This is a genomic window from Tamaricihabitans halophyticus (genome assembly GCF_004340875.1).
Taxonomy (GTDB): domain Bacteria; phylum Actinomycetota; class Actinomycetes; order Mycobacteriales; family Pseudonocardiaceae; genus Tamaricihabitans; species Tamaricihabitans halophyticus.
Map to the genome: position 1 here is coordinate 244,101 of NZ_SLXQ01000001.1, position 25,987 is coordinate 270,087.

Here is a 25,987-nt window from a genome sequence, read left to right on the forward strand (position 1 = left end):
AGGCCTGCCGGTCTCCACCACGAACTCGTTGGGAAGGTGGCTGCGTGATTGAGCAGGATCGCCTGTTGTTGGCCAGGGCAATGCAGGTCAATCAGGAACTCGGCAAGATCACCATCGAACTGATGGACCACCAGGACGGCGGCGAGCTACCTGCCGAACCGCTACGCAAGGTCGGCGAGCACCTGCGGCGACTCGGCGTTGACATGCTCGCCAGAGCCGGCGAACTCGACGGCCGTCCATTGGCCGGAGCCGTCGTGGAGCCGCCGGCGGACGACACCTCCCAGTGATCCCGTATCCTGGGCGCCTGTGCGATTCATCAACGGGCATCAGCCGAACCACGACCTGACCTATGACGACGTGTTCCTCGTCCCGCGTCGCTCGGGCGTGGCCTCGCGGTTCGACGTCGACCTCGCCACCAATGACGGCTCGGGCGCGACCATCCCGATCGCGGTAGCGAATATGACCGCCGTAGCCGGCCGGCGGATGGCCGAGACCATCGCCAGGCGAGGCGGCATCACGATCCTGCCGCAGGACGTGGACACCGAAGCACTCGCGGACATCGTGGCCTGGATCAAGTCCCGACACACCGTCTGGGACACCCCACTGGTACTGCGTGGCACCGACTCGGTCGCGGACGCGCTGAACCTGCTGCCGAAACGCGCGCACGGTGCCGTGGTGGTCTGCGACCAGGATGAGCGGCCGATCGGCCTTGTCGACGAGCATGCCTGCGCCGGCGTAGACCGCTTCACCCGGATCGCCGACGTCGCCGACCCGAATGCCCTCACGCTGCCGCTGAGCACCCCGCCGAGCGAGGTATTCGAACGGCTGCACGCACACACCGGCAAACTGGCCCTCGGGGTGGACGAGCAGGGCCGCCTCGCCGGCGTACTCACCGAGGTGGGCGCGCTGCGCGCGGAGCTGTACACCCCCGCGGTCGACGACGGCGGCAGGCTCAGGGTCGGCGCGGCGATCGGCATCAACGGCGACGTCGCGGGCAAGGCCCGCGCCGTACTCAGCACCGGCGTCGACGCGCTGGTCGTGGACACCGCACACGGCCATCAGGAGAAGATGCTCAGCGCGCTGGCCGCGGTACGCACGGTAGCGCCCGAGGTTCCGGTGATCGCGGGCAACGTGGTCACCACCGACGGGGTGCGCGACCTCGTCGCCGCGGGAGCGAACGTGGTCAAGGTCGGCGTCGGCCCCGGCGCGATGTGCACCACGCGCATGATGACCGGGGTTGGCCGTCCACAGTTCTCCGCGGTCGCGGAATGCGCTGCGCAGGCCCGCGAGCTCGGGGCGCAGGTCTGGGCCGACGGCGGGGTCCGGCATCCGCGCGATGTCGCGCTGGCCCTTGCCGCCGGCGCCTCGAACGTGATGGTCGGCTCCTGGTTCGCCGGCACCCACGAATCGCCAGGTGATTTGCGCGTCGACGAATCCGGGCACGCCTACAAGGAATCCTTCGGGATGGCCTCCAAACGCGCGGTGAGCGCGCGCACCCGCAGCGACAACGCCTTCGACCGCGCCCGCAAGGCGCTGTTCGAGGAGGGCATCTCCACCTCGCGGATGGCGCTGGACCCGACCCGGCCCGGTGTCGAGGATCTGCTGGACTCGATCTGCTCCGGAGTGCGCTCGGCCTGCACCTACACCGGCGCGCACAGCCTCGAAGAGTTCCACGCCGAAGCACTGCTCGGTATCCAGTCCTCGGCCGGTTTTGCCGAGGGGCGCCCGCTACCCGGCGGCTGGTAACCGCGGACCGAGGCTGCACTGTGACCGCAAGATCCGTAAAGAACGCGGTCACAGTGCAACCGAGGTGGCGCGCTAGCCCGCCGCGTCCTCCAACATCTCGGTAACCAGCGCGGCCACCGGGGACCGCTCGGAGCGGTGCAACGTGATGTGCGCGAACAGCGGATGGCCCTTCAGTTTCTCGATCACCGCTGCCACCCCGTCATGCCGACCGACCCGCAGGTTGTCGCGCTGCGCCACATCGTGCGTCAGCACCACCCTGGATCCACTGCCCAATCTGGACAGTACGGTGAGCAATACGTTGCGCTCCAAGGACTGTGCCTCATCCACGATCACGAACGAATCGTGTAGCGAGCGACCACGGATATGGGTGAGCGGTAGCACTTCGAGCATCCCACGATCCGCGACCTCCTCCAACACGTTTTCGCTCACCAGCGCGCCGAGCGTGTCAAACACGGCCTGCGCCCACGGCTGCATCTTCTCGTTCTCGGACCCCGGCAGATAGCCAAGATCCTGCCCGCCAACCGCGTACACCGGCCGGAACACCACAACCTTGCGGTGCAGTCGCCGTTCCAGTACCGCTTCGAGGCCGGCGCACAGCGCGAGTGCGGACTTGCCGGTACCCGCCCTGCCGCCGAGCGAAACGATGCCGACCTCCTGGTCGAGCAGGAGATCCAGCGCGATGCGTTGTTCGGCGGAGCGCCCGTGTAGCCCGAACGCTTCACGATCCCCGCGTACCAGCTGCACCCGCTTGTCCGCGTCCAACCTGCCCAGTGCGCTCGAGCTCCCGGTCTGCAACCGCAAACCCGTGTTACACGGCAGATCCTGAACCGCTTCGATGTCCGATGTGGCCATATCGGCGAGATCAACCGTTCCGTCCCGGAACAGCACATCCAGCGCTTCCTGCGGCACGTCCACATCGGCCATCCCGGTCCAGCCGGACGGCGTGACGTCCTGCGCGCGGTACTCGTCCGCGGCGAGGCCAACCGCTCCGGCCTTGACCCGTAGCGGAATGTCCTTTGTCACCAACGTTACGGTGCCATCGCCGATCTCGCCGTACTCCGCGGCGAGATTCAGCGCGCAGGCGAGAATCCGCGTGTCATTCGTATCGGTACGAAATCCGGGCGGCAGTACCGAAGGATCCGAGTGATTCAACTCGACGTGCAGCGTGCCGCCCTGCTCGCCGATATCGACTGGTTCATCTAGTCGGCCGTATCGCACGCGTAGATCGTCCAGCAGCCGCAACGCTTCGCGGGCGAACCAACCGAGTTCCGGGTGATGCCGTTTGGCCTCCAACTCACTGATCACTACAAGGGGCAGCACAACAGCGTGCTCAGCAAATCGGGTCACCGCCCACGGGTCGGCAAGCAGTACCGAGGTGTCAAGTACAAAGGTGCACCTTTCCTGCTGCTCTGGTGATCCGGTACCTGCCTTGGGTGGGCTCGGCACGGTACCTGGACTCGGGACGGTGCTCTTGGGGGACGAACGCTGCGCAGTCACGGCATCTCCCTCATGGGCGCGGCACCACGCCCACTCACTCGGTGGGCCGGGACCTCCCTAACCGGTGGTTGACCGGCCGCCATGGCAACCGCACAACCGACCGCGAGGGCCGGGTGCCGGCCCCCTCGCGTGTGTCCGGTACGGTGCCTCAGCAGCTGATTTGCCGCTGGAGCACCCATCCTGCCTCGCACAGCCACGATTAGGGCCTCCCGTGACGACCCGCATCTCCACGTGCCGTCACCTCGGAAGCTACCCGTGATCGAGGGGTGTTTGCAGGCAGCCACACAGGTGATTCGCCAGTTCGTCACCAAACAGTCAGTACTGGGCAACCGTACCCACCAAGAAAATTACCGACAGTGGCCAATTCACCCGCGCGGCAGCCACCCGAGCGGATTAGCCGGGAATGTCTCCGGCCGTATTGACTACACCAACGTTTCACCCTCAACTACCACAGCTGGCCGGCTTCGCGCAGCCCTTCGTTTGACCAACCACACCGGATTCAGTGACGTACTGACGAGTTCTTACCCGATGGGGTTTTGGGAATAGCCGAAGCGCCATTCAAGGGCTAGCTTCGTTAATCGGCGAGCGAAGGTGATCGAACGGTCACCGGACCTCATGGAATACTCCCGCCAACTAAGGAGAATGTCAGGTGCTCAAGAAAGCTGGGTTTGTCGTCGCAACCGCCGCCGCAAGCTTGCTGATTGTCGGCGGCACGGCATCGGCCGCGTCCGCGGAGGAGCCAGCCACCCCGCGCGCTGACAACGAAATCACCTTCGCCGACGCCTACTATGGCTTCATGGAGTCCGGCGGAGCGCTTGGCTACGGCGCGGCCGGCTTGGTGGCAAACGCGTACACGGGAATCGCCTTGACCCCGTCGCTCGTTGCTGGCTCATTGAGCTAGACCAAATAGTATTCGGCGGGGATCCGAGCCAGGTTCGGGTCCCCGCCGAATGCATGTCCAGCGATTTTTTAAAGTCGAATTCTCGGCCGCGAAACGGATTCTTCGTACTAGTCGGATCACGAGCCGAATCGGCGATGCCGAATCGAGTAATCACGTACCGCACGCAGAAAATCGGTACGCCGAAACGCCGGCCAAAATGCCTCGCAGAACCAGAATTCGGAATAGGCGGACTGCCACATCAAAAAACCGGAGAGCCGCTGCTCTCCTGACGTCCGGATCACCAGGTCCGGATCCGGTTGTCCTGAAGTATAGAGATGTTCGGCGATATGGTCGACATCCAGCGTCTCGGCGAGTTGCTCGATGGTCGTGCCCTGTTCCGCATGCTGGGCAAGCAGCTTGCGGACGGCGTCCGCGATTTCCTGCCGCCCGCCGTAGCCGACGGCCACGTTGACCTGCATGCCGCTGCGACCTTCGGTTCGGTGCACCGCGTCGGTCAACCGTGTCGCGGTATCGGCGGGCAACAGGTCCAGTGCCCCGACGATCCGCAGCCGCCACGGCTCCTGTGGCCCTGCGAGGTCGTCAACCACATCCGTGATGATGTTGAGCAGCGGTTCGAGCTCCTCGGGTGGCCGGCCGGTGAGATTCTCGTTCGAGCACAGAAACACCGTCACGATCTCGACGCCTTCCGCGCTCGCCCAGCCGAGCAGCTGCGCGATCCGGGTAGCGCCAACCCGGTGCCCGTCTACGACATCAGTGAAACCCGCCTGCCGGGCCCACCGGCGGTTGCCGTCCACGACCAACGCGATGTGTCGGGGTCGGCGGTTGTCGTCAATCTGGCTGGACAGTCGGCGCTCGTAGAGGCCGTACACGACATTGGCTACGCGGGAACGAAGGCTCACATCGTGGCAGCGTACGCCGCATCCCCTAATGCCGTCGGGCCCACCGGAGCGGACAATGGCGAGATGTCCGATAATTCCGAAGCACTGCTCGACCGCGTTGTTCGCGGGGCGAGGACGATCGCGGTGGTCGGCGCGAGCGATAACCCCAGCCGGCCAAGTTATGAGATCGCCAGCTACCTACATGACCAGGGTTTTCGCATTTTCCCGGTGAACCCGAAACTGGATGGATTGTTGGGGTTGCCGAGCTACCGCGCGTTGGCCGACGTTCCGGAACGGATCGATATCGTCGATGTGTTTCGCACCCCATCGGCGACGCCGGAGATCGCCGAGCAGGCGGTGGCGGTTGGCGCGGGCGCGCTCTGGCTCCAGCTCGGGGTCATCAACGAGCAGGCAGCCGCGATCGCCGCGCGGGGTGGGCTCGATGTCGTGATGGACCGCTGTCTGTTGGTGGAACACCGCCGCCTCGCGGCCAAAGAGTCATAAGTAGCCGCTGTACCTCGCAAAACGGACTCTTGCGCGGCCAAATGGGTTGGCTGCGCCACGCTCGGGTGCCGGCAAACCTACGGTTCCGTAGCCTGTATCTCGTGACGTCCGCGACCGTGCTCCCGGAGCCAACCGGCTCCGCCCCGCCAGCTCGGCCAAAGCTGCGTGGTTCGCTACACGCCTGGTCGTTCTACTTCTCGCTGTTCGCCGGCGCCGCGCTGGTCGTACTTGCCGCGGCCACCGTTTCCGGGATCGCGGCGCTGGCCACCTCGGTGTACACGGTTACCGTGCTCGCACTGTTCGGTGTGAGTGCGCTTTACCACCGGCGGACCTGGGTGAGTGCGCGGGCGCGGGTCTGGATGAAACGCCTCGACCACTCGATGATCTTCCTGTTCATCGCGGGCACCTACACACCGTTCAGCCTGCTCGCGATGGACCGCCCGGACGGGTTCATCGTGCTTGGCGTGGTCTGGGGCGGCGCGCTCTGCGGGATCGCGCTGAAGCTGCTGTGGCCGCATTCGCCGCGCTGGCTCGGCGTCCCGATCTACATCGCGCTCGGCTGGGTCGCGGTGTTCGTACTGCCCCAGCTACTCCGGCACGGTGGTGTCGCGGCGCTGGTGCTGTTGCTGGTCGGCGGGGTCTTCTACACCCTTGGCGCGCTTTGTTACTCCACTCGCTGGCCCAATCCATGGCCCGCGGTCTTCGGGTATCACGAGTTCTTCCACGCGGCCACCGTGCTCGCCGCGAGCGCGCACTACATCGCGATCTGGCTGGCAATGTACGGCTGAGCCGTATCCCATGGGCCGTATCCCATGGGCGGTAACCCATGTGTACACCAAATCCGATGGGCGGTTTCATGCTCTGAGTCCGCGCCACTACGCTGTGTCTAGCTTATGGGCCACGGAAACGGGTGCGAGATGGCTGATCTGACCGAACGGGACGTGCCAACGCGGATCGACACCACGAAGGCGAGTATCGCCCGTGTCTACGATGCCGCGCTCAACGGCAAGGACAACTACGAGGTCGACCGGGAAGTACTGCGCCAGGTCCGCCAGGTCGCCCCGGAGGTCAACCAGCTCGCTTGGGACAATCGTGACTTCCTGATCAGAGCCGCCCGGTTCCTTGGCACCCAGGCCGGCATCACCCAGTATCTCGACTGCGGTTCAGGGCTACCCACCGCGGAGAACACCCACCAGGTCGTTCAGCGGGTCAACCCGGAAGCGAAGGTTGTTTACGTGGACAACGACCCGGTGGTACTGGCGCATGGTCGGGCGCTGCTCGAGGAAAACGAGCACACCCATTTCACCGCGGCGGACATCTTCAGGCCCCGCGAGATCATCGAGAACGAGACCGTCCGGGCCAAGCTGGACTTCACCAGGCCGCTCGCGCTCTTCCAGGTCGGCACACTGCACCACTACGACGAGCGGCAGGACGAAGGACACCGCTCGCCTGGCGAGATCATGCGGGAGTACGTGGACGCGCTGCCGTCCGGTTCCTACGTGGTCATCGCGCATTTCTTCGACCCCGAATCGGAGCCGTACAGCGAGCTCGCCCGCAAGATGGAAGAGCGCTTCGTGCACAGCCCGATGGGTACCGGGCTGTTCCGCACCCGCGCGCAGATCGAGGACATGTTCCCCGGGCTGGAGATGGTGGATCCGGGTATCACGCTGTGCACCAAATGGTGGCCGGACGGACCACGGATCAAACCGCTTGATCAGGTGCAGTACTGCATCGTGGGCGGCGTCGGCCGCAAGCCCTGACCGCGCGGTCGCGAGGCTTATAGCTCGGGGCCACGGTCCCGTAGCTCATCCACCTTGGACATTGCCGCACGGAGCTCGCCAAGCCATTCATCGGTGTGCTCGCCAACCAGCCGGACCGTCCAGGCAAGCGCTTCCGAACGAGACCGAGCCACGCCCGCGTCCACCAGCGTGTCCAGCACGCGGCGCTCGGGTTGCCGCAGTCGGGTCATCACCGGCGCGGACAACGTACTGAACAGTTCCTCGGTACCGCCGACCCTCGCTCCCCAGGCAACCTTGCGGCCGTACTTGTGCTCAGCCTGCCTGGCGATCTCGATCCGCTCGTCCCGCGTCTCCTCGCGGAACCTGCTGATCCGCCCGGATTCCGCGGCCGCCCGCGCGGCCTCGTCGGTAAAGGTCTCGGACAGCGCGGGCAGCGTGCCCAGCACGATGATCTCCTCGCGGTCCACGGTGACCTCGGGCTGTTCGGTGAACCAGTCAGCAGGTAGGCGGCCGGTGAACCACGCCGCCGCATCCGCCGCGGACGGTTGCTCGGTTTGCTGCCAGCCGCCCTTGCCACGCCAACCGCGTCCACCCATGAATCCCTCCGCCTTGAACTTCGCGTACATGGCATCCTCCAGATGATTACATGATTACATCACTTCCGAAGGTACGCCGGTACGCAGGAAGAACAAGAGATTACGCCACCAGCGAATCGCAGCTGACCGCGTTCTTCAGGGTTAGCGGGGTTGTAGCGCGGCGTGCAGCTCGGCAACGGTGGTTACTGGTCGATCGCAGACGTAACCCCGGCATACGTACGCCGCCGCCGCGCCGTCCACCAACGGACGCTGGCTGAGCAATGGCACCCCTGGCGCATCCGGCTCGCCGGCGAGCGCCACACCACCGGAGCGCACTTGCGCGGCAGCCGACGCCCACAACTCGGCCCTTCCCGGATCGCCGGCCGCACCGACCACCGCGACCTGTACCGGGCCCGCGTGCATTGCCTCGGCCGCGGTCAACCAGTGCCCGGCGAACCGTGGCATCTTCGCGACCAGGGCGCCGGCCCGGTCCAGCGCGGCCGTCGCCTTGGATCGGTAGGCATCCGCCCGCTCCGCGCCGACCAGCAGCGAGGCGGTGAGCAGACTGTTCGCCAGTGCGGCCGCGCCGGATGGCGTGGCGTTGTCCCCTGGATCCGCTGGCCGCTGCACCAGCGCCTCACCATCGGCGGGAGTGTCGTAGTACGCACCGGCGGCACTCTCGTGCGCGAAGAGCTCGACCGCGGCGTCCAGCAGCTCGCAGGCCAGCGCCAACCAGTGCGGTTCCCCGGTGACCTGGTGCAGGGTAAGCAGCGCCTCGCTGAGGCAGCCGTAATCTTCGAGTACCGCGCCAGCCTGCCCGGCGATGCCATCGCGGGAACCGCGCAGCAACCTGCCATCCACATAGTGCACGCGGATCAGCAGCTCGGCCGCCTCCCGCGCCGCGGCGATCCACTGTGGACGATCCAGTGCGGCGCCGGCTTCGGCGAGCGCGGTAATCGCCAAACCGTTCCATGCGGCGATCACTTTCTCATCGCGCTGCGGCTGCGGGCGTTCCCGCCGTGCCCGCAGCAGCTCGGCGCGCACCCGCGCCAGCCGTTCGCTGTCGGCTGGATCGGTCAGCAACCGCAACGTCGAACTGCCTTGCTCAAACGTCCCCTGTGCGGTGACGCCAAAGACTTCGGCAGCCCATGCGCCATCCGACTCGCCGAGTACCTCGGTCAGCTGATCCGGTGTCCAAACGTAGGTCAGCCCTTCCACACCTTCGGTGTCAGCGTCCAATGAGGACGCGAATCCACCCTCTGGCGTGCGCAGTTCGGCGCACAGGAATTCCGCGGTCTGCTCGGTCACTCTGCTGGCCAACGGAGAGTCCGTGCGCACCGCAAGATGCGCGTAACAGCGCAACAGCAAAGCGTTGTCGTACAACATCTTTTCGAAATGCGGCACGATCCATTCGGCGTCCACGCTGTATCGCGCGAAGCCGCCTGCCAGCTGGTCGTAGATACCGCCGCGAGCCATCGCCGAGGCGGTTTGTTCCACAGTAGACAACGCACTGGCCGACCCGGTGCGTTCGTAATGCCGCAGCAGGGCTTCCAGCACCATGCTCGGCGGGAACTTCGGTGCGGTGCCGAATCCACCGTTCACTGGATCCAGATCCGCGGCCAGTTTCGCCACGGCCTCGTCCAGTACGGCACCGTCGACCTCGGCGACGGTGAGTGGCCCTGTCTGCGCGCGCAGATGCTCGACCAGCTGGCCGCCGGCTTCCGCCAGCTCCGCTGGACGCTCCCGCCAGGCGTCCACGACCGCCGCGATCAGCTGCCGGAACGATGGCATGCCCGGTCGCGGCTGGGGCGGGTAGTAGGTACCGCAGTGAAACGGTTCGCCGTCCGGGGTGAGGAAGCAGGTCATCGGCCAACCACCGTGGCCGGTCATCGCCTGCGTCGCGGTCATGTACACCGCGTCGATATCCGGCCGCTCCTCCCGGTCCACCTTGATGTTCACGAAGTGTTCGTTCAGCACCTCGGCGATCGCCGGATCCTCGAACGACTCGTGCGCCATCACGTGACACCAGTGGCAGGCCGCGTAGCCAACGGAAAGCAGGATCGGCACGTTGCGCGCCCTGGCCTCGGCGAGCGCCGCGGGCGACCACGGCTGCCAATCCACCGGATTGTCCTTGTGCTGCAGCAGATACGGGCTGGTGGATTCGGTAAGCCGGTTCACACCACCCATCATCCCGCAGACCACACAGGCAGCAACCTTGGTATCTGTTCGGTGTTCGGTATTGACCGAACACCGAACACACGTCATGCTGGTTACATGGACATCGAGTCGCAAGTCGCCGAGGCGATGGCGCACCTCGGCGTAGCGACGAGTCCGCCGGATGGGTCCAGCGAGACCAACTCGGCGGTAGACCTCATGCTCGTAGAACCGCACGGGATCGGCATCGTGATCGAGTTGGTTCGACGGGCTCTGGTCGATGAGACGATCGCCGAGAACCTTCTCGCCGATCGTCCGGCGACGCACAGGGCCATGCTCGTCGTGGGCGATCGGATCACCGAGTCAGCCCGTCGCACTCTCAGCGTGCCGGGGGCTGGTTACTACGACCTCCGCGGACACCTCGCACTACGCACCCGCGGTCTCGTACTAGATGCTCAAGTGCCGGCGGTCACGGAGCGGCCGGCGCGCGCTGACGCGCTCGCCGGCAAGGCTGGGCTGGAAGTCGCCACCGCCGTGCTAATGACACCTGGGCGCCCTGTCGGGGTTCGGGCGCTGGCACGCGACTTGGAACGCTCCGCAAGCACCGTCTCCAGCGTGCTCGCCGCTTTGCGTCACGATGACTTCATCGACGAGGCCAACACAGTCGTCGGCACAGAGCTCTTCTGGCACGTAGCCGAGCGCTGGCCAGCCAAGCGGACTTTCCTCGCTCGAGCACCGGATCCCGGAGACAGCTCACTCGCAGCTCCGCTGCGTTTCGGAATCCACGTCGAGAACGATCCGCAAGGTTGGGCGCTGACCGACTCGGCCGCAGCGAGCGCCTACGGCGCACCACTTGCCTCGCGCGCCGACCAGGTCATGGATTTCTTCGTGCCCGACGAATCCCTGCAGCGCCGAGCCAGCAACCTCCTCGGTGTCAGCGAATCGCCGCTGCACGCGCGCGCCACAATCCGTGTCGCGCCAGTACCGGCGGCGGTTCGCCAACGCGGTGGCCCATCCGACTACCCGCACGAATGGCCGCTCGCGCACCCACTGTTCGTTGCTCTCGACCTCGCCCAGGACCAGGGCCGAGGCAGGGAGGCGCTAGAAGCCTGGACGCCGACCGAACCGTGGCGTCGTGTCTGGTAGCCGCGTTTCCTTCGTTGGCGACGCCATGGCTGCCGTTGTCCAGGGCGTTATCGAGGTCCGCGCGGTCATCGGCCAGCCACCAGTCATCGTCGGTGGCCTTGCGGTCCTTTCCCGACTCGACAACCCCCACCGCGCCACCGTCGATCTTGACGTCGTTGACCGTCTAATCGGGACTGCACCCCAACTTGAAGTGCTGCGCTCCGCAGCGGGCTCCGTGCCCGTTGAGCCGTCGGCGGTTGAGTTGCCCACCCGGTACGGTCCAGTGAAAGTAGACGTGTTGGAAATACGGCAAGCTGAGATCGACCGGCCCAGCGATGACCCAGGCGACCGACTGCATGCTGCAGCGCACGCATGGGCGAACGACACCGCCACCGATGTGGCGATCGAAGTCGTGCGCCGAAATGGGGAGCATGTCGAGGTCACCACACTGGTAGCCGAGCCAGGACCCCTGATCGCGATGAAACTCCAAGCAGTGATGAACCGCTCGATCGAGAAGCAGGGCACGGACCTGCTGGACAGCATCCGGCTCGCGTTCGACACAAGTACCCGGCCGGTCGCACTCGAACAGATCGCCGGTCTCCCTGCCGATACAGCGAACGACGTCGCGCTCCACGTCGACCTGTGGTTCGTGCGAAAACGCACCGATACGCTTCGCCGCATCCGTAATGCCGGTGGAACCGATATCACCAACGACGACCTGGATCTCGTAGCCGAACTTCTCCTCAGTGCTGCCCGCCGTGCCCTGTGACCGCGTTCTTTAGGGATCTTGCGGCGACTGTGCGTGTTCGCGTTCTTTAAGGTTAGCGAGGTTGTCGGGCGCTGGTTGCGTGGCTGAGGCGGCCGAGTCCGGCGCGGCGGCAGTCGGCGTGTCGCCCTGGGCGCGCCGTTTCGCCGATCGGCCATCAGCCCGTGGCTGGTCCTCGAAGCTCACCGGCAATTTACGCAGATGTTTGGTCATCGAGCGGACCAGGAAGACCACCGCGATCAGGAACAGCAGCAGCAGCAGGAAGCCGACCGGCGAGGACTTACCGAAGTCCGCACCGCGACCGCCGTTGTCCCCGCCACCCGGCTGTTGCGCCAGGGTAATCGACGTTGGCAGCACTACGGTCGCGCTTACCATGGAGCTCGCGGTGGGCCATCCCGTCATATCTACACCTTATCGCGAATGCCGGCGAACAAATCATCCTCCGGCAACGTGCTATCCACCAGCGACTTCGCCAGCTCATACTCCTCGGTCGGCCAGAGCTCCTGCTGCAGGTGCAGCGGCACGGCGAACCAGCGGCTGGTCGGGTCGATCTGCGTCGCGTGCGCCTTGAGCGCCTCGTCGCGCACCTCGAACTGGTCCGCGCAACGCACCTGCGTGGTTACGCGTTCAAGTACATCCGCCCGGTCGGGGTCCCATTTGGCGAGCCACTCGCCGTACGGTGACTCCAGGTTGTTGGCAAGTAGCGCTTCGTGAAACTTGGTCATCTTGGCCTTGGAGAAACCGTGCGAGTAGTACACCTTGAGCACCTGCCATGGCTCGCCGGCCTCGGGGTGTTTGTCCGGATCGGCCGCTTCCTCGAACGCGGCCATCGAAACCTCGTGACACCGGATGTGATCGGGATGCGGATAGCCGCCGTTCTCGTCATAGGTAACGAGCACCTGCGGCCGGAACTCGCGGATCTCCGCGACCAGCGCGGCAACCGACTCCGCCAGCGGGGTCACCGCGAAGCAGCCACTCGGCAGCGGTGGCGGCGGGTCTCCCTCCGGCAAACCCGAGTCCACGAAACCCAACCAACGGTGGTGCACCCCGAGGATCTTCGCCGCGCGCGCCATCTCCTCGCGCCGGATCTCGGTCATGTTCTCCAGCACTTCCGGGCGGTCCATCGCCGGGTTGAGAATGCTGCCGGCCTCGCCCCCGGTGCACGTCACCACCATGACCTCGATGCCCTCGGAGACATACCTGGCCATAGTTGCCGCGCCCTTGCTTGATTCGTCATCCGGGTGGGCATGCACCGCCATCATCCGCAACGGTTCGCCCGCTGGCCGCGAATGGGCTGGCGCGTGCTGGAAACTCGACTCCGTCATGACTGACGCGACTCCTCAATATCCAATGACCTTAGGTATCCAACGACCCAGCAACCGCCAACGAACCCGCAAGCTGATCCATTGACACCTTTGACCGGGTGAGCGGATGTGGGTTCGCGCACCCACCCCGAGGCACCCGCTCGCGATGGTGCAACGGATACTCGGGGTAAGACATTCCCCCAGCACCTATTGTCCTCACCGGTACGACATGCCGGACGCGCCACCCGACCAGACAGGCGAACGCATACGGAGGCCAGCGTTGCCGAACGAGCCCAACGCATCGACTGGCAGGCCAGCCGGCCGATACGGCGCGCATGCGGACAAGCCAGCACCGCGGTGGCGAAGGTGGGCCCTGCTGGCCGTGGGAGTCGTCGCGGTATGCGTGGCGACCTTTATCGGCTATCAGAACCTCGGCTCGGCTCCGATCGAAGCGGAACGAATCGGGTTCACCGAACTGCCGAACAACGCGATGGAGATCGAGTTCAGCGTTACCAGGGAGAATCCGGACAAGCCTGTGGTCTGCGTCGTGCGGACCAGGGAAGTCGACGGCCCGGAAAGTGGGCGCCGTGAGGTGCTCGTCCCGCCAGCTGATGACGGATACATCGCCAGGGCCGTGATCAAGAGCGGCGAACGTCCGGTTACCGCCGACGTGTTCGGCTGCTCCTACACCATCCCTGAGTATCTCGCCATCCCCTGACCTGCACAAACTCTCCGTCATGAGATGGGACCGATTAAGCGGCCATCGGAGTGAACAACGCAGGTAAGCCCTGATCGCCAGACAAAACGACCGGCACGGCACGCGTTTGCGTGTTATTCTTGACGTTCAGCACGGCTCCACCGCGGGGCCGTGTTTTTCCGTATAGCGCCTTCAAGGCAGATCTAGCCGACCCGCATACCGCGGGCCGGTCCGTACGACGAGGAGTGGTGACCGTGAGCGACACACAGGTGACCTGGCTGACTCAGGATGCCTATGACCGGCTCAAGCAAGAACTTGACGAGCTGATTGAGAATCGCCCGGTCATCGCCGCCAAAATCAACGACAGCCGCGAAGAGGGCGACCTCAAGGAAAACGGCGGTTACCAGGCGGCACGCGAGGAGCAGGGCCATCAGGAGGCCCGCATCCGACACCTACAGGAGCTGTTGCGCACCGCGAAGGTCGCCGAGACACCGAAGGACAACGGTGTTGCCGAGCCTGGCATGGTGCTGACCGTGCAGTACGCCGGCGATGACGAGCCGGAGGAATTCCTGCTGGCCACGCGCGAAGAGGGCGCCATCGAGAGTGGCTCGATCGAGGTGTACTCCCCCGGTTCGCCGCTGGGCAAGGCCCTGCTCGGCGCCAAGGAAGGCGAAGAGCGCTCGTATGAGCTGCCGAACGGCAAGGTCCAGCAAGTGACGCTGATCAAGGCCGTGCCGTACGCGGGCTAACCCACGACGACACTTCTGCCCGGGGCTTTCGCCGCAATCCCAGCGATGGCCCCGGGCAATTACTTTTGGCGGCCACTGGTTTCCGGCAGGGCACGTTCCAGCAGCGGCCGCACTCTCGGCCCGACCGGGCTGGACAGCGCGATGGATGTGGACGTCCGCCGAACTCCGGGTACCGCGACCACTTCATCGATCACTCGCTGTAAGTCGGCGTTCGAGCGAGCCACCATCCGTACGAACAGGTCGCCCTGCCCAGTCGTGGCGTGGACCTCGCATACCTCGTCGATGACGGCCAATGCCCGCGCGACCTGCTGGCGTTGCCCCTGCGCGATCTCCATTGTGGCGAACGCCGTCAACCCGTAGCCAAGCGCGGCCAGATCCAGCTCCGGTGGAAACCCGCCAAGCACGCCTCGTTCGGTGAGCCGGTCCAGCCGCGCCTGCACCGTGCCACGGGCCACACCCAACCGGCGCGAGCACTCCAGCACGCCGATGCGCGGCTCATCGGTCAACAGCAGCAGCAACCGTGCGTCGAGCGCATCCAGCTCATACGGCGTGCCGGCCATCTGGTCACCCACCAACCCAGCGCTCACAGCGCTCACAGCGCTCACAGCGCTAGACATATTGCTCGTATTGATCATATTTTTCTGCTGTTCACTGAACAATATGTATAGCTCATTATGACTGTCTTGCACATGATGCCCACTGCGGCGCAGGGTCGTGTCATCGACCGTTCCGTGCGAGGAGGCCATCACAATGACCGAGACCATGGACAACGTGAGCTACGACCAGCTCCGCCAGCTCGTTGGCCTTGTCGACTACGACTCGCGCAACGACCCCTTCCCGGTGCGGTCGTTGGACGCGGTGGTGTTCATCGCCGGTAACGCGACCCAGACCGCCTGGTACTACCAGTCCGCCTTCGGCATGAAGCTGGTCGCCTACCGCGGCCCGGAAACCGGGACCGCGGAGACAAAGTCGTTCGTACTGACCTCGGGCTCGGCCCGATTCGTCATCCACGGCGGCGTACGGCAGGAGAGCCCACTGCTCGACCACCACCGGCGACACGGCGACGGCGTCATCGATCTCGCTCTCGAAGTGTCGGATGTGGATAAATGCGTCAGCCATGCGCGGGCGCAGGGCGCTACCGTTCTCGAAGAACCACACGACGTTGCCGACGAGCACGGCACCGTGCGGCTGGCCGCGATCGCCACCTACGGCGAGACCCGACACACGCTGGTGGACCGTTCCCGGTACAACGGCCCTTACCTGCCCGGCTATCAGGAAAGTGCCAGTTCGGTCCCTGCCCGCCCCGGCGCGCCCAAGCGGTTGTTCCAGGCTGTGGATCACTGCGTTGGCAATGTTGAACTGGGCAAAATGGACTACTGGGTGGACTGGTATCACCGGGTGATGGGCTTCGTGAACATGGCGGAGTTCGTCGGCGATGACATCGCCACCGACTATTCGGCGCTGATGAGCAAGGTGGTCTCGAACGGCAATCATCGGGTGAAGTTCCCGCTGAACGAACCGGCGGTTGGCAAGAAGAAGTCGCAGATCGACGAGTACCTCGAGTTCTACAACGGCGCCGGCTGCCAGCACATCGCGCTCGCCACGAACGATATTTTGTCCACTGTAGACCACATGCGCGCGGCAGGGGTGGAGTTCCTTGGCACACCGGATTCCTACTACGAGGATCCGGAACTGCGCGCCAGGATCGGCGAAGTACGGGTACCCATCGAGGAGCTACAGCGGCGCGGCATCCTGGTTGACCGCGATGAGGATGGCTATCTGTTGCAGATCTTCACCAAGCCGATTGGTGACCGCCCCACGGTGTTCTACGAGCTGATCGAACGGCACGGCTCGCTCGGCTTCGGCAAAGGCAACTTCAAGGCGCTCTTCCAGGCGATCGAACGAGAGCAGGAGCTCCGCGGCAATCTCTGACAACCGCAAGATCCCTAAAGATTGCGATCCCCGGGGCGCCGGTGACCACGACAGACTCGCTAACCTTAAAGAACGCGGTCACGCCCAGTCACGGGAGCCTAGAGGATCGTGTAGTTGGCCGCGCGCAGCATCTCCGTCAGCTGCGCGCAATGCTCCGGTCCGCGCGTCTCCAGGTTGAGCGATACGTCCACCTCACCCAGCGCGAGCGCGCCGGAAATCCGGGAATGCTCCACATCGAGCACATTGGCACCGAGTTCGCCGACCTTGCCGACCAGTGCCGCAAGCGAGCCAGGCCGGTCCGGAATACGCAGCCGAAGTGCCAGATAACGCCCGGCAGCGGTCATCCCGTGCTGGATGATCTGCAACAGCAGCAACGGGTCCACGTTGCCGCCGGAAAGGACCGCGACCACCGGTGGCCGCAGCACGGCCGAGCCCTCCAGCAGCGCGGCTACCGCGGCGGCCCCAGCCGGTTCGACGACGAGTTTGCGCCGCTCCATACACAGCAGTACGGCGCGGGACAAGGATTCCTCGCTGACCGTAACCACTTCGTCGACCAAACCGGCGACATGCGCATAGCTGACCGGTCCCGGTTTACCCACCGCGATCCCATCGGCCATGGTCTGCAGCTCCGATGCGACCGCTGGCGCACCGAGCGCGAGCGAGGGCGGGAACGCCGCGGCACGCTCAGCTTGTACACCGACAACCTGGACTTCGGGATTGATGGCTTTCACCGCGGCCGCGACACCGCCGAGGAGCCCACCACCCCCGGTTGCGACGAGCACCGTACCCACATCCGGCACCTGGTCCAGGATTTCCCGGCCAACGGTTCCTTGACCAGCGATGATGTCCGGATGGTCGAAGGGGTGGATGAATACCGCACCGGTACGTTCGGCGAATTCCATGGCTGCCGCGAGTGTTTCCTCGAGCACCGCGCCGCGAAGGTGCACTTCGGCGCCGTATCCCTTGGTAGCGGCCAGCTTTGGCAGCGGTGCGCGCTCTGGCATGAAGACCGTCGATTCGATCCCGAGCAGGCTGGCCGCGAGTGCTACCCCTTGAGCATGGTTACCCGCGCTCGCGGCGACCACACCGCGCGCCCGCTCCTCGACGCTCAACCGGTGCAGCCGCACATAGGCCCCCCGGACCTTGAAAGAGCCAGTACGCTGGAGATTTTCGCATTTCAGATATACCGGACCGCCCGCCGCGGGCTCGAGTACCCGAGCCTGCTCAACGGGGGTCTGCCGAACCACACCGCGCAACGCCTCGTGGGCGACGGCGATGTCCTCGGCGCTGACCAGATTCATGCCCGCGATCCTGCCACTAACACGGGTGGGACAACGCGAATGGCACCGGGCGGGTACGCTTTGCGTTGTACGCCTTTTTCCCGCACGTCGTGATGATCTTCCCGAGGAGTTGGCATGGCATTGGGGGGACCGGAGTTAGCGAAACGAGGACTGCAGCATCGACTGCTCAGCACTCGGGCTTCCGCTGTACTCCCCATGCTCGGCGCGGTCATCTCGGCAACCGCCCTCGCCGGTGTCGCGGTCTTCACGGTCGCGCAGGCAGGCTGCGATGACGGCGGCCAGTACGTGTACCACGACAACAAGGTCGAACTCGTCGGCAGCTGCCTGGACGAGAACAAGCTCCCCGGGAACCACCTGCCGACCCACCCCCGACACAGTGGGCCAGACGACCCGAGCGAGTTCCGCCCCTGACGGAACTCGCCGTACGGTTCGCTCAGCTGAGCGCCTGGTACAGGTCGTCAAGCAAGTCGGTCGCGTCCTCGATACCCACCGATAGCCGCAGCAGGTCATCGGGCACCTGCAGCGGCGAACCACTGGTGCTCGCGTGCGTCATCTGACCTGGATGCTCGATTAGCGACTCGATCCCACCGAGCGATTCGGCCAGCAGGAACAGCTTGGTTTTGGCCGCCACGTCCAGCGCGGCCTGCTGCCCAGCGTGCAGGGTGAACGAAACCATCCCGCCGAAGCGGCGCATCTGCTTGGCAGCTACTTCGTGTCCAGGATGCTCGGCAAGGCCCGGGTAGTACACCTCGCGCACGGCGTCATGCGCGCTAAGCGCGGCAACAATGCGCTCGGCGTTATCGCAGTGTCGTTCCATCCGCACCGCGAGCGTTTTCAGCCCGCGCAGGGTCAGCCAGGAATCGAAGGGGCCAGGCACCGCGCCAGCCGTGTTGCGGAGGAAATCAAACCGCTCGTGCAGCTCCGACAACGAGGTGACGATCGCACCACCGACCACATCGGAGTGTCCACCTAGGTATTTGGTGGTGGAGTGCACGACCAGATCAGCACCGAGTTCAAGCGGATTCTGCAGGTATGGCGTGGCGAAGGTGTTGTCCACCACGAGCTTGGCTCCGGACTGCCCGGCGAGTTCGGCGAGTGCCGAGATATCGGCGATACCGAGAAGTGGGTTGGTCGGCGTTTCACACCAGATCACCTTGGTGCCCCGGCCGTCTTCGAGTGGCCGGATGGCCGCGCGCACCGCGTCGAGATCGGACAGATCGACGGTGTCGTAGTGCACTCCCCATTCGGTGAGCACCTTGTCCAGCAGGCGGAAGGTGCCGCCGTAGGCATCGTTGGGCAACACGATGTGATCGCCAGGCCGGCAGATCGCGCGCAGTGCGGTGTCCGTTGCGGCCATCCCGGAGGAGAACGCCAGTGCGTGCCGGCCGCCTTCGACGGCGGCGATGGCCTCCTCGAGCGCGGTGCGCGTGGGGTTCCCGGTTCGCGCGTACTCGTAGCCCGACCGCTTACCACCAACGCCGTCCTGGGCGAAAGTGGACGTCGCGTAGATCGGGGTGATCACCGCGCCGGTGCGCGGGTCCGGTTCCTGACCGGCATGTATCGCCTTGGTCGCGAAGCCGTATGCGGCCTGGTTCGTTGCCATACGCCCAGCCTACGCGGCGGCTCGATCACCACTGTGGCGGCTGGCCATACCCCTGGGGCGGATAGCCCTGTTGTGGATGACTCTGGGGCGGATACGGACCGTAGCCCGGCTGCCCATAACCGGCCCTCGGCTGCCGTCGAGCACCGTTCAGGTAATCCCCCGTCGAGGGCACCAGCGCTAGGACGAAGGTGGCGATCGCCGGCACCACACCAAACCAACCACCAAGATCGTTGGGCGTCTCGGCGCCACCAAGTACGAAGTTCGCACCGACGGACAGTCCGTAGATCACGATGCCGAGCACGCGCAGGATTTCCAAGCCAGAACCCGCGACGAGCAGCCAACGGGAAACCGGTTTACGCGTGAACACCAGAATTGCACCAAACAGCAACAAACCGATGATCACCGCGGAGACGACGGTAAGGATCACGCTGATCGGTGGGTAGACCTCCCAGCTGATCATGTCGTAGATGTAGACCATGACCAACAGGCCGTGGGCAAGGACCCCGAGCAGCCCGAGGATCGCGGCGGTGATCGCGGTCGCGCCGGAGGCCGGCGGCGGGGGCAGCTGCGGCGGCATGGGCGCCGGGTAACCCGGCTGGCCATAACCCTGCTGGGGATAGGGCTGCTGGGGACCGCCTGGGTACTGCGGTGGATAACTCATCCGAATCACCTTGTCGCATTCCGCTTCCGGGGCCGAAGGCGCACGATAGCCTAACCAGACGAATTGGGCATCGCGCGGCGCGCAATGGCCCGCTGATTCGCGAACCGCAGATACCTTCCGGTTGCCGGCAAGAAGGCAAGTATCAGGATCGCCAACGCCGGAATGGCACCGAACCAGCTGCCCAGCCCATTCGGATCGGCGGGGCTGTACAGGATGAAGTTCTGCCCCACGGTGAGCCCGTAGAGCACGATGCCGAGCACTCGTACCAGTTCGAGGAACGCACCGCTGACCAGTACGGCCCTGCTGGCTTTCTTCCCTGCGAACATCATGGCCGCGCCGATCAGGAGCAGAATCCCAAGCAGGAACGCGAAAACGACGAGCGCGAGCGGCAACATGGACGCGCCAAGCTCGCTCAGCTGAACGACACCGATGAAGCCGAAGGTGAACTGCCCGAGGCAACTGAGCAAGCCGAGGATCGCGGTGGCGAGCACGGTTCCCCTCGGCGGTGTCGGTTCCGCCGGCCATGGCGCGCCGTACGAGTGCGGCGCGAACGGGAACTGGCCGAACTGGGGCGGGTACGGCTGTTGCGGTGGATAGCTCTAAGGGCCCTTCGCCGGGAGCCGCTACCGATCGGGGACCAACGCTACTCCCGCCCGGCGCAGCTGGACGGCATCCGCGCGCCAGGGGTGAGCCGCAAACAGCAAACGGGCCCCAGCCAGATTCGGCTGAGGCCCGTTTGGACCGAATTACTCGTCAGCTCACCACTGCTGCGGCGGCTGGCCGTAACCCTGCTGGGGTGGCTGGCCAGGCTGCTGACCGTAGCCAGGCTGCTGACCGAAACCCTGCTGGGGCTGACCGGGCTGCTGTCCGAAGCCCGGCTGCTGGCCATACGGCTGCTGCGGCTGACCAGGCTGGCCGTAGGGCTGCTGACCGAAACCACCGGCCTGCTGGCCATAGGCGCCCGGCTGGCCAAAGCCACCACCGGGACCACCGAATCCACCGGGGCCACCGGAGTCGGCACCCACCCATGCCTTGGTCTGTGGGAAGAACCCGAGCACGCTCGCCCCTGCGATCAGGATGCCGAAGATCAGCGAGAAAACAATCCGGGCGTTCGAACCTTCCGCCCAGATCCACAGCAGCAGCGTGAACAGGAACAACGCGGCGCCGCTGCCCAGCGAGATAAAGAAGGCGAAACCCTTGCGCAGGAACATGAACACCGCGCCGGCGATCGAACCGAGGCTGCCGACCAGCATCATGATCGCGTAGAACATGCCGAGGCCGGTGCTCGGAATCTGGTCCTCACACTGCCCGCGAACGCTGTCCGGCAGGCTGCCACAGGCTTCCGATGTCGAGGGCGCGTCACCGAAATCGACAAGCAAGGTGATCGCCATGATCGCGGCGATGAGACCGAACAGCGCGATCGCGCCGGAGACGATCCAGGAAATGATCTGGTTGGTGTTCTGGCCAGCGCCACCCATTCCTGGCTGGCCGTATCCCGGCTGGCCATAAGGCTGCCCGTACGGCTGCTGGCCATACGGCTGACCCGGCTGCTGGCCATAAGGCTGCTGCGGCTGCTGGCCATAGGGCTGGCCGGGCTGCTGGCCGAAGCCCTGCGGCGGCTGACCCGGCTGCTGGCCATAAGGCTGCTGCGGCTGCTGGCCATAGGGCTGGCCGGGCTGCTGGCCGTAACCAGCCGCGGGGAACCCACCGGAGGGCGGTCCCTGCTGCCCCATGGCCGCCGGGTTGTCGGCCGCGCTCGGCGGCGGGGTGTACGGCGGGGGCTGCGGAGGCAGCGAGCCCGGCGGCACCATCTGCGTCGACTCGGCGACCGAGCCGCCGCCAGCGACCTGGCCAGGGGTTACCACCTGGGTCGGCTCCGGCGAGTCGGCCGGCGGCTGTCCCGGTTGCACGACACTCGTCGGCTCGGGCGAATCCGCCAGCGACGGATCCGGCTGCGGGGTCGGTCCGCTCGGCGGACCTTGCTGCCCCTCCTGCGGTTGCCCGCCTTGCCCCTCTTGGTTGGGCGGCTGCGGAGCGCTCATCTGGGTTTCCAACCCCCTTGGCTGGTTGACACTACGACCCTATGGATGGGCCTCGCGGTCACCTCCGACCATCCGGTCGAAGGATTCACGCATTTGCCGGACACGCTATCGGATCGCGTCCAGCCACGCTGGACGTCCCCCAATCGTGCGGTCAATTTCATCTGCCAGCGAGAAACGCGAGCACGTCTTGCCTGGTCAGCACGCCCAGTGGCTTCCCACCGGTCAGGACGAGCGCGCCATCGGCGTTCGCCAGCGCGGTCATCGCCACACTGACCTGCTCACCAGCTCCGATCGTCGGCAACGGTGCGGACATATGCTGATCCAGCCGATCGGAAAGGGTCGCTTTCCCGGTGAACAGCGCATCCAGCAGTTCTCGCTCGTTGACCGCGCCAACCACCTCGGCTGCCATCACCGGTGGTTCGGCGCTGACCACGGGCATCTGGCTGACCGCGAACTCGTTCAGGATCGCCACGGCGTCACCAACCGTCTCGGTGGGATGCGCGTGCACCAGCTCGGGCAGCCGGCCATCCTTGCCGCGCAACACGTCACCCACGGTGGCCGTGCTCGCCTCGGCGGGCAGGAAGCCGTACGAGGACATCCACGCGTCGTTGAACACCTTGGTCAGGTACGCGCGGCCGCCGTCCGGCAACAGCACCACGATGACGTCGTCCGGCCCGCACCTGCCGGCGAGCTCGCGGGCCGCGGCAACGGCCATCCCACAGGATCCACCAACCAGCAGGCTTTCCCGCTCGGCCAGCTCCCTGGTGGTGATGAACGAATCCGCGTCGGAGATCGCGATGATCTCGTCGCAAACATCTCTGTCGTACGTCTCCGGCCAGAAGTCCTCGCCGACACCTTCAACCAGATACGGCCGGCCGGTTCCCCCGGAGTACACCGAACCTTCCGGGTCCGCACCGACAATCTTCACCCTGCCTTCGGAGACTTCCTTGAGATAGCGGCCGGTACCGCTGATCGTCCCGCCGGTCCCGATGCCGGCGACGAAATGCGTGATCCGCCCTTCCGTCTGCCGCCACAGTTCCGGACCCGTCGAGTAGTAATGACTGGCCGGGTTCTCCGCATTGGCGTACTGATTGGGTTTCCAGGCGCCCTCGGTTTCGGTAACCAGCCGATCGGAGACGTTGTAGTAGGAATCGGGATGCTCCGGAGGTACCGCGGTCGGGCAGACCACGACCTGTGCGCCGTAAGCCTTCAGTACATTGCGCTTGTCCTCGCTGACCTTGTCCGGGCAGACGAAGATGCACTTGTATCCCTTGCGCTGGGCGACCATCGCCAGCCCGACTCCGGTGTTGCCGGAGGTCGGCTCGACGATCGTGCCGCCCGGTTTCAGCTCACCCGAACGCTCGGCGGCCTCCACCATCCGGATGGCGATCCGATCCTTCACGCTGCCACCGGGATTGAGGTACTCGACCTTGGCCAGCACCAGCGGACCATTCGGCTCGCTGAGTGATCCCAACCGGACCAACGGGGTGTTGCCCACCAGGTCCATCAGATGCTCGACGTATTCCACGGGTGCAGCGTAACGCCAGCTAGACCGACGGGCGCGCGGCACACGCTAACGAAACCCGTGCCGCCCGAAGATAGTCCAGATGGGAACGATCCATACGGCGCACGCATCAAACGGGCAGCGACGAAGGGAGGGCCAGTTCCGATGTCAGCGATACCGCGACCACGACAGCTGATGCTGCTTGCCGCCGGAACCGTTGGCGGCCTTTCGATCGGCGCGTACGGCTTACTCAACGGGCAGTCCAAGCAAGCGCGTTCGGTGATCGTCCGGAGCATGCGCCGCGCACTGCGCGCGGACGGCGACTACGAACCACCGCGGGGCGAACCGAAGGGCGAGCCACTGCGGTTCGCGGTACTCGGCGATTCCACGGCTGCCGGTCTCGGCGCCAGCCGCCCGGATGCCCTGCCCGGTGTGCTGCTTGCGAAGGAGCTGGCAGCCGAAACCGGGCTCGCAGTTCGGCTGAGGACGCATGCCTTCAGCGGCGCGACAACCAGAGAACTTGAGTCCCAAGTGGACGCTGCACTGCGGGACCGGCCGGAGCTCGCGGTGGTGATCATCGGGGGCAACGACGTGACCACGAAGATGCCGATCCGCACCTCGGCCGCGCTGCTCGGCGCGCAACTGGCCAGGCTGTGCGCGGCCGGCACCGCCGTCGTGTTGTGCAGCTGTCCCGACCTACGGGTGATCAAACCGATCCCGCAACCGCTGCGGGCGATCGTGGGCCAGTGGAGCCGCGCGCTTGCCTCGGCGCAACGCGCGGTGGCGGAAACACACGGCGTCACGCTGTTTCATTCGGCGGAGTTGCTGTCCCCGGAATTCGGTCGCCGCCCCGAACTGTTCAGCGCGGATCGCTTCCATCCAGGCGACGAGGGCTATCGGGTCGCCGCCTGCCTGCTACTCGGACCGCTGCTCAGTACGCTGCGCGCGGAGCAGCGAAGCGGTCGAGACGGCTGGTGACCGAGCTAACTATGCGCCACGCGGTGGACCAACTAATGTCGGATGCCTAGGACTTTAAGGCCGCGCGCGGTCGCGGTCCCCGAGTACGGCCGTGACAAAGGAGTTCGCCATGCCGGAAGCCGTAATCGTCTCCGCCGCCCGCTCCCCAATCGGTCGAGCAGGCAAGGGTTCACTGGTCGATATCCGACCGGACGATCTCACCGCGCAGCTGGTCCGCGCGGCACTGGACAAGGTTCCCGAGCTCGACCCCACCCAGATCCATGACCTGATGCTCGGCTGCGGCCTGCCCGGCGGCGAGCAGGGATTCAATATGGCCAGAGTGGTGGCCGTGCTGCTCGGCTACGACCACCTGCCTGGCTGCACCATCACCCGGTACTGCTCGTCCAGCCTGCAGACCACCCGGATGGCATTGCACGCGATCAAGGCCGGCGAGGCGGATGTACTGATCAGCGCCGGTGTGGAAACGGTGAGCCGGTTCGCGAAGGGCAACTCGGATTCGCTGCCGGACACCCAGAACCCACTGTTCGCCGAGGCGACGCAACGCTCGGCGCGGGTGGCGGAAACGGGCGCGAGCGACTGGCAGGATCCACGTGCCGAGGGCGCCCTGCCGGATATCTACATCGCGATGGGGCAAACGGCGGAAAACCTCGCGCTGGCCAAGAACGTCAGCCGCGAGGACATGGATCATTTCGGGGTGCGCTCGCAGAACCTCGCGGAAAAGGCGCTGGCCAACGGGTTCTGGGCACGCGAGATCACCCCGGTGACCTTGCCGGACGGTCGGGTTGTCGATGCCGATGACGGCCCGCGAGCCGGCGTCAGCTACGAGAAGGTGTCCCAGCTACAACCGGTGTTCCGGCCGGACGGCAAGGTCACCGCCGGCAACTGCTGCGCGCTGAACGATGGCGCGGCGGCACTGGTGATCATGAGCGACACCAAGGCCGCGGAGCTGGGCGTGACGCCGCTCGCGCGCGTCGTGTCGACCGGTGTTTCCGGGCTGTCCCCGGAGATCATGGGCCTTGGGCCGGTCGAGGCCTCGCGGCGGGCGCTGGCCCGCGCGGGGATGACGATCGACGATATCGACCTTGTGGAGATCAACGAAGCCTTCGCCGCGCAGGTGATCCCTTCCTACCGGGACCTGGGCATCGACGAGGCCAAGCTGAACGTCAACGGCGGCGCGATCGCGGTTGGCCATCCGTTCGGGATGACCGGCGCGCGGATCACCACCACCCTGCTGAACTCGTTGCAGTTCCACGATAAACAGTTCGGCCTGGAAACCATGTGCGTCGGCGGTGGGCAGGGGATGGCGATGGTGCTGGAGCGCCTCAGCTGAA

The 25,987-nt window shown here is 65.5% G+C and carries 27 protein-coding genes; 14 read left to right on the forward strand and 13 right to left on the reverse strand.

Going from position 1 to position 25,987, the window contains the following annotated elements; translation table 11 throughout:
• Positions 1–44: 44 nt before the first annotated feature.
• A complete protein-coding gene (locus EV191_RS01165) occupies positions 45–287 on the forward strand; it encodes a hypothetical protein (RefSeq protein WP_132874918.1) in 243 nt (80 codons plus the stop codon).
• A gap of 19 nt (positions 288–306) precedes the next feature.
• Complete coding sequence (locus EV191_RS01170; protein WP_132874919.1) at positions 307–1,746, forward strand: GuaB1 family IMP dehydrogenase-related protein; 1,440 nt, start codon at positions 307–309, stop codon at positions 1,744–1,746.
• Positions 1,747–1,818: 72 nt separating this feature from the next.
• On the opposite strand, the gene EV191_RS01175 is transcribed toward EV191_RS01170, so the two are convergent.
• Positions 1,819–3,192: an RNA 5'-3' helicase PhoH2 gene (locus EV191_RS01175; protein ID WP_243658789.1), complete on the reverse strand. Its 1,374-nt coding sequence runs from the start codon at positions 3,190–3,192 to the stop codon at positions 1,819–1,821.
• A 700-nt stretch (positions 3,193–3,892) separates the two neighbouring features.
• Here EV191_RS01175 and EV191_RS01180 point away from each other — a divergent pair.
• Positions 3,893–4,144: a hypothetical protein gene (locus tag EV191_RS01180; protein ID WP_132874921.1), complete on the forward strand. Its 252-nt coding sequence runs from the start codon at positions 3,893–3,895 to the stop codon at positions 4,142–4,144.
• A gap of 116 nt (positions 4,145–4,260) precedes the next feature.
• On the opposite strand, the gene EV191_RS01185 is transcribed toward EV191_RS01180, so the two are convergent.
• Positions 4,261–5,043 carry an isoprenyl transferase gene (locus EV191_RS01185; protein ID WP_132874922.1) on the reverse strand — a complete coding sequence of 261 codons (783 nt, stop codon included), beginning with the start codon at positions 5,041–5,043 and terminating at the stop codon, positions 4,261–4,263.
• A 63-nt stretch (positions 5,044–5,106) separates the two neighbouring features.
• On the opposite strand from EV191_RS01185, the gene EV191_RS01190 reads away from it, so the two are divergent.
• The 3 genes from EV191_RS01190 to EV191_RS01200 all read left to right on the forward strand — a co-directional run bounded on the left by EV191_RS01190 (position 5,107) and on the right by EV191_RS01200 (position 7,286).
• A complete protein-coding gene (locus EV191_RS01190; RefSeq protein WP_132874923.1) occupies positions 5,107–5,526 on the forward strand; it encodes a CoA-binding protein in 420 nt (139 codons plus the stop codon).
• Between the two features lie 92 nt (positions 5,527–5,618).
• Complete coding sequence (trhA, locus tag EV191_RS01195; protein ID WP_424565431.1) at positions 5,619–6,314, forward strand: PAQR family membrane homeostasis protein TrhA; 696 nt, start codon at positions 5,619–5,621, stop codon at positions 6,312–6,314.
• 129 nt (positions 6,315–6,443) lie between these two features.
• Positions 6,444–7,286: an SAM-dependent methyltransferase gene (locus tag EV191_RS01200; RefSeq protein WP_132874925.1), complete on the forward strand. Its 843-nt coding sequence runs from the start codon at positions 6,444–6,446 to the stop codon at positions 7,284–7,286.
• A 17-nt stretch (positions 7,287–7,303) separates the two neighbouring features.
• Here the strand turns inward: EV191_RS01200 and EV191_RS01205 are convergent, their stop codons facing one another.
• Together EV191_RS01205 and EV191_RS01210 are read right to left on the reverse strand one after the other, a co-directional pair.
• Positions 7,304–7,861, reverse strand: a complete 558-nt coding sequence (locus EV191_RS01205; protein ID WP_132876062.1) for a hypothetical protein — start codon at positions 7,859–7,861, stop codon at positions 7,304–7,306.
• Positions 7,862–8,002: 141 nt separating this feature from the next.
• Positions 8,003–10,018 (reverse strand): thioredoxin domain-containing protein, encoded by a 2,016-nt coding sequence (locus EV191_RS01210; RefSeq protein WP_165912775.1) that lies wholly within the window; start codon positions 10,016–10,018, stop codon positions 8,003–8,005.
• Positions 10,019–10,114: 96 nt separating this feature from the next.
• On the opposite strand from EV191_RS01210, the gene EV191_RS01215 reads away from it, so the two are divergent.
• Both EV191_RS01215 and EV191_RS01220 read left to right on the forward strand, forming a co-directional pair.
• Positions 10,115–11,140 (forward strand): transcriptional regulator, encoded by a 1,026-nt coding sequence (locus EV191_RS01215; RefSeq protein ID WP_132874926.1) that lies wholly within the window; start codon positions 10,115–10,117, stop codon positions 11,138–11,140.
• Positions 11,130–11,888, forward strand: coding sequence for a nucleotidyl transferase AbiEii/AbiGii toxin family protein (locus EV191_RS01220; protein WP_207894364.1), 759 nt, complete (start codon positions 11,130–11,132; stop codon positions 11,886–11,888). The genes EV191_RS01215 and EV191_RS01220 overlap by 11 nt, the downstream gene beginning before the upstream one ends.
• Before the next feature lie 9 nt (positions 11,889–11,897).
• On the opposite strand, the gene EV191_RS01225 is transcribed toward EV191_RS01220, so the two are convergent.
• Together EV191_RS01225 and mca are read right to left on the reverse strand one after the other, a co-directional pair.
• A complete protein-coding gene (locus tag EV191_RS01225) occupies positions 11,898–12,260 on the reverse strand; it encodes a hypothetical protein (protein ID WP_132876065.1) in 363 nt (120 codons plus the stop codon).
• 29 nt (positions 12,261–12,289) lie between these two features.
• Positions 12,290–13,144 (reverse strand): mycothiol conjugate amidase Mca, encoded by an 855-nt coding sequence (gene mca / locus EV191_RS01230; RefSeq protein ID WP_207894417.1) that lies wholly within the window; start codon positions 13,142–13,144, stop codon positions 12,290–12,292.
• A 325-nt stretch (positions 13,145–13,469) separates the two neighbouring features.
• Here mca and EV191_RS01235 point away from each other — a divergent pair, with 325 nt between their 5' ends.
• Positions 13,470–13,907, forward strand: coding sequence for a DUF4307 domain-containing protein (locus EV191_RS01235; protein ID WP_243658683.1), 438 nt, complete (start codon positions 13,470–13,472; stop codon positions 13,905–13,907).
• 227 nt (positions 13,908–14,134) lie between these two features.
• A complete protein-coding gene (greA, locus tag EV191_RS01240; RefSeq protein ID WP_165912776.1) occupies positions 14,135–14,635 on the forward strand; it encodes a transcription elongation factor GreA in 501 nt (166 codons plus the stop codon).
• Positions 14,636–14,694: 59 nt separating this feature from the next.
• Here the strand turns inward: greA and EV191_RS01245 are convergent, their stop codons facing one another.
• Positions 14,695–15,195, reverse strand: a complete 501-nt coding sequence (locus EV191_RS01245) for an Lrp/AsnC family transcriptional regulator (RefSeq protein WP_132876066.1) — start codon at positions 15,193–15,195, stop codon at positions 14,695–14,697.
• 190 nt (positions 15,196–15,385) lie between these two features.
• On the opposite strand from EV191_RS01245, the gene hppD reads away from it, so the two are divergent.
• Positions 15,386–16,567: a 4-hydroxyphenylpyruvate dioxygenase gene (gene hppD, locus EV191_RS01250; RefSeq protein ID WP_132874930.1), complete on the forward strand. Its 1,182-nt coding sequence runs from the start codon at positions 15,386–15,388 to the stop codon at positions 16,565–16,567.
• Positions 16,568–16,665: 98 nt separating this feature from the next.
• On the opposite strand, the gene ilvA is transcribed toward hppD, so the two are convergent.
• Complete coding sequence (gene ilvA / locus EV191_RS01255; RefSeq protein WP_132874931.1) at positions 16,666–17,868, reverse strand: threonine ammonia-lyase; 1,203 nt, start codon at positions 17,866–17,868, stop codon at positions 16,666–16,668.
• 114 nt (positions 17,869–17,982) lie between these two features.
• Here ilvA and EV191_RS01260 point away from each other — a divergent pair, with 114 nt between their 5' ends.
• The gene (locus tag EV191_RS01260; protein ID WP_132874932.1) at positions 17,983–18,279 is read left to right on the forward strand and encodes a hypothetical protein; all 297 of its coding nucleotides are present in this window, start codon (positions 17,983–17,985) and stop codon (positions 18,277–18,279) included.
• Between the two features lie 22 nt (positions 18,280–18,301).
• Here EV191_RS01260 and EV191_RS01265 read toward each other — a convergent pair whose 3' ends face one another.
• The 5 genes from EV191_RS01265 to EV191_RS01285 form a co-directional block, all read right to left on the reverse strand.
• Positions 18,302–19,471 (reverse strand): cystathionine gamma-synthase, encoded by a 1,170-nt coding sequence (locus tag EV191_RS01265; protein ID WP_132874933.1) that lies wholly within the window; start codon positions 19,469–19,471, stop codon positions 18,302–18,304.
• A 25-nt stretch (positions 19,472–19,496) separates the two neighbouring features.
• Positions 19,497–20,132, reverse strand: coding sequence for a hypothetical protein (locus EV191_RS01270; RefSeq protein ID WP_132874934.1), 636 nt, complete (start codon positions 20,130–20,132; stop codon positions 19,497–19,499).
• Between the two features lie 50 nt (positions 20,133–20,182).
• Entirely contained in the window at positions 20,183–20,623 is a 441-nt protein-coding gene (locus tag EV191_RS01275) for a hypothetical protein (RefSeq protein WP_132874935.1), read from the reverse strand.
• A gap of 267 nt (positions 20,624–20,890) precedes the next feature.
• Positions 20,891–22,174, reverse strand: coding sequence for a hypothetical protein (locus tag EV191_RS01280; protein ID WP_132874936.1), 1,284 nt, complete (start codon positions 22,172–22,174; stop codon positions 20,891–20,893).
• 157 nt (positions 22,175–22,331) lie between these two features.
• Positions 22,332–23,702, reverse strand: a complete 1,371-nt coding sequence (locus EV191_RS01285; RefSeq protein WP_132874937.1) for a cystathionine beta-synthase — start codon at positions 23,700–23,702, stop codon at positions 22,332–22,334.
• Positions 23,703–23,843: 141 nt separating this feature from the next.
• Between EV191_RS01285 and EV191_RS01290 the strand changes: the two genes are divergently transcribed.
• Positions 23,844–24,656 (forward strand): SGNH/GDSL hydrolase family protein, encoded by an 813-nt coding sequence (locus tag EV191_RS01290; protein ID WP_243658684.1) that lies wholly within the window; start codon positions 23,844–23,846, stop codon positions 24,654–24,656.
• A 109-nt stretch (positions 24,657–24,765) separates the two neighbouring features.
• On the forward strand, positions 24,766–25,986 hold the full coding sequence (locus EV191_RS01295; RefSeq protein WP_132874938.1) for an acetyl-CoA C-acetyltransferase: 1,221 nt from the start codon (positions 24,766–24,768) through the stop codon (positions 25,984–25,986).
• Position 25,987: the final 1 nt, after the last annotated feature.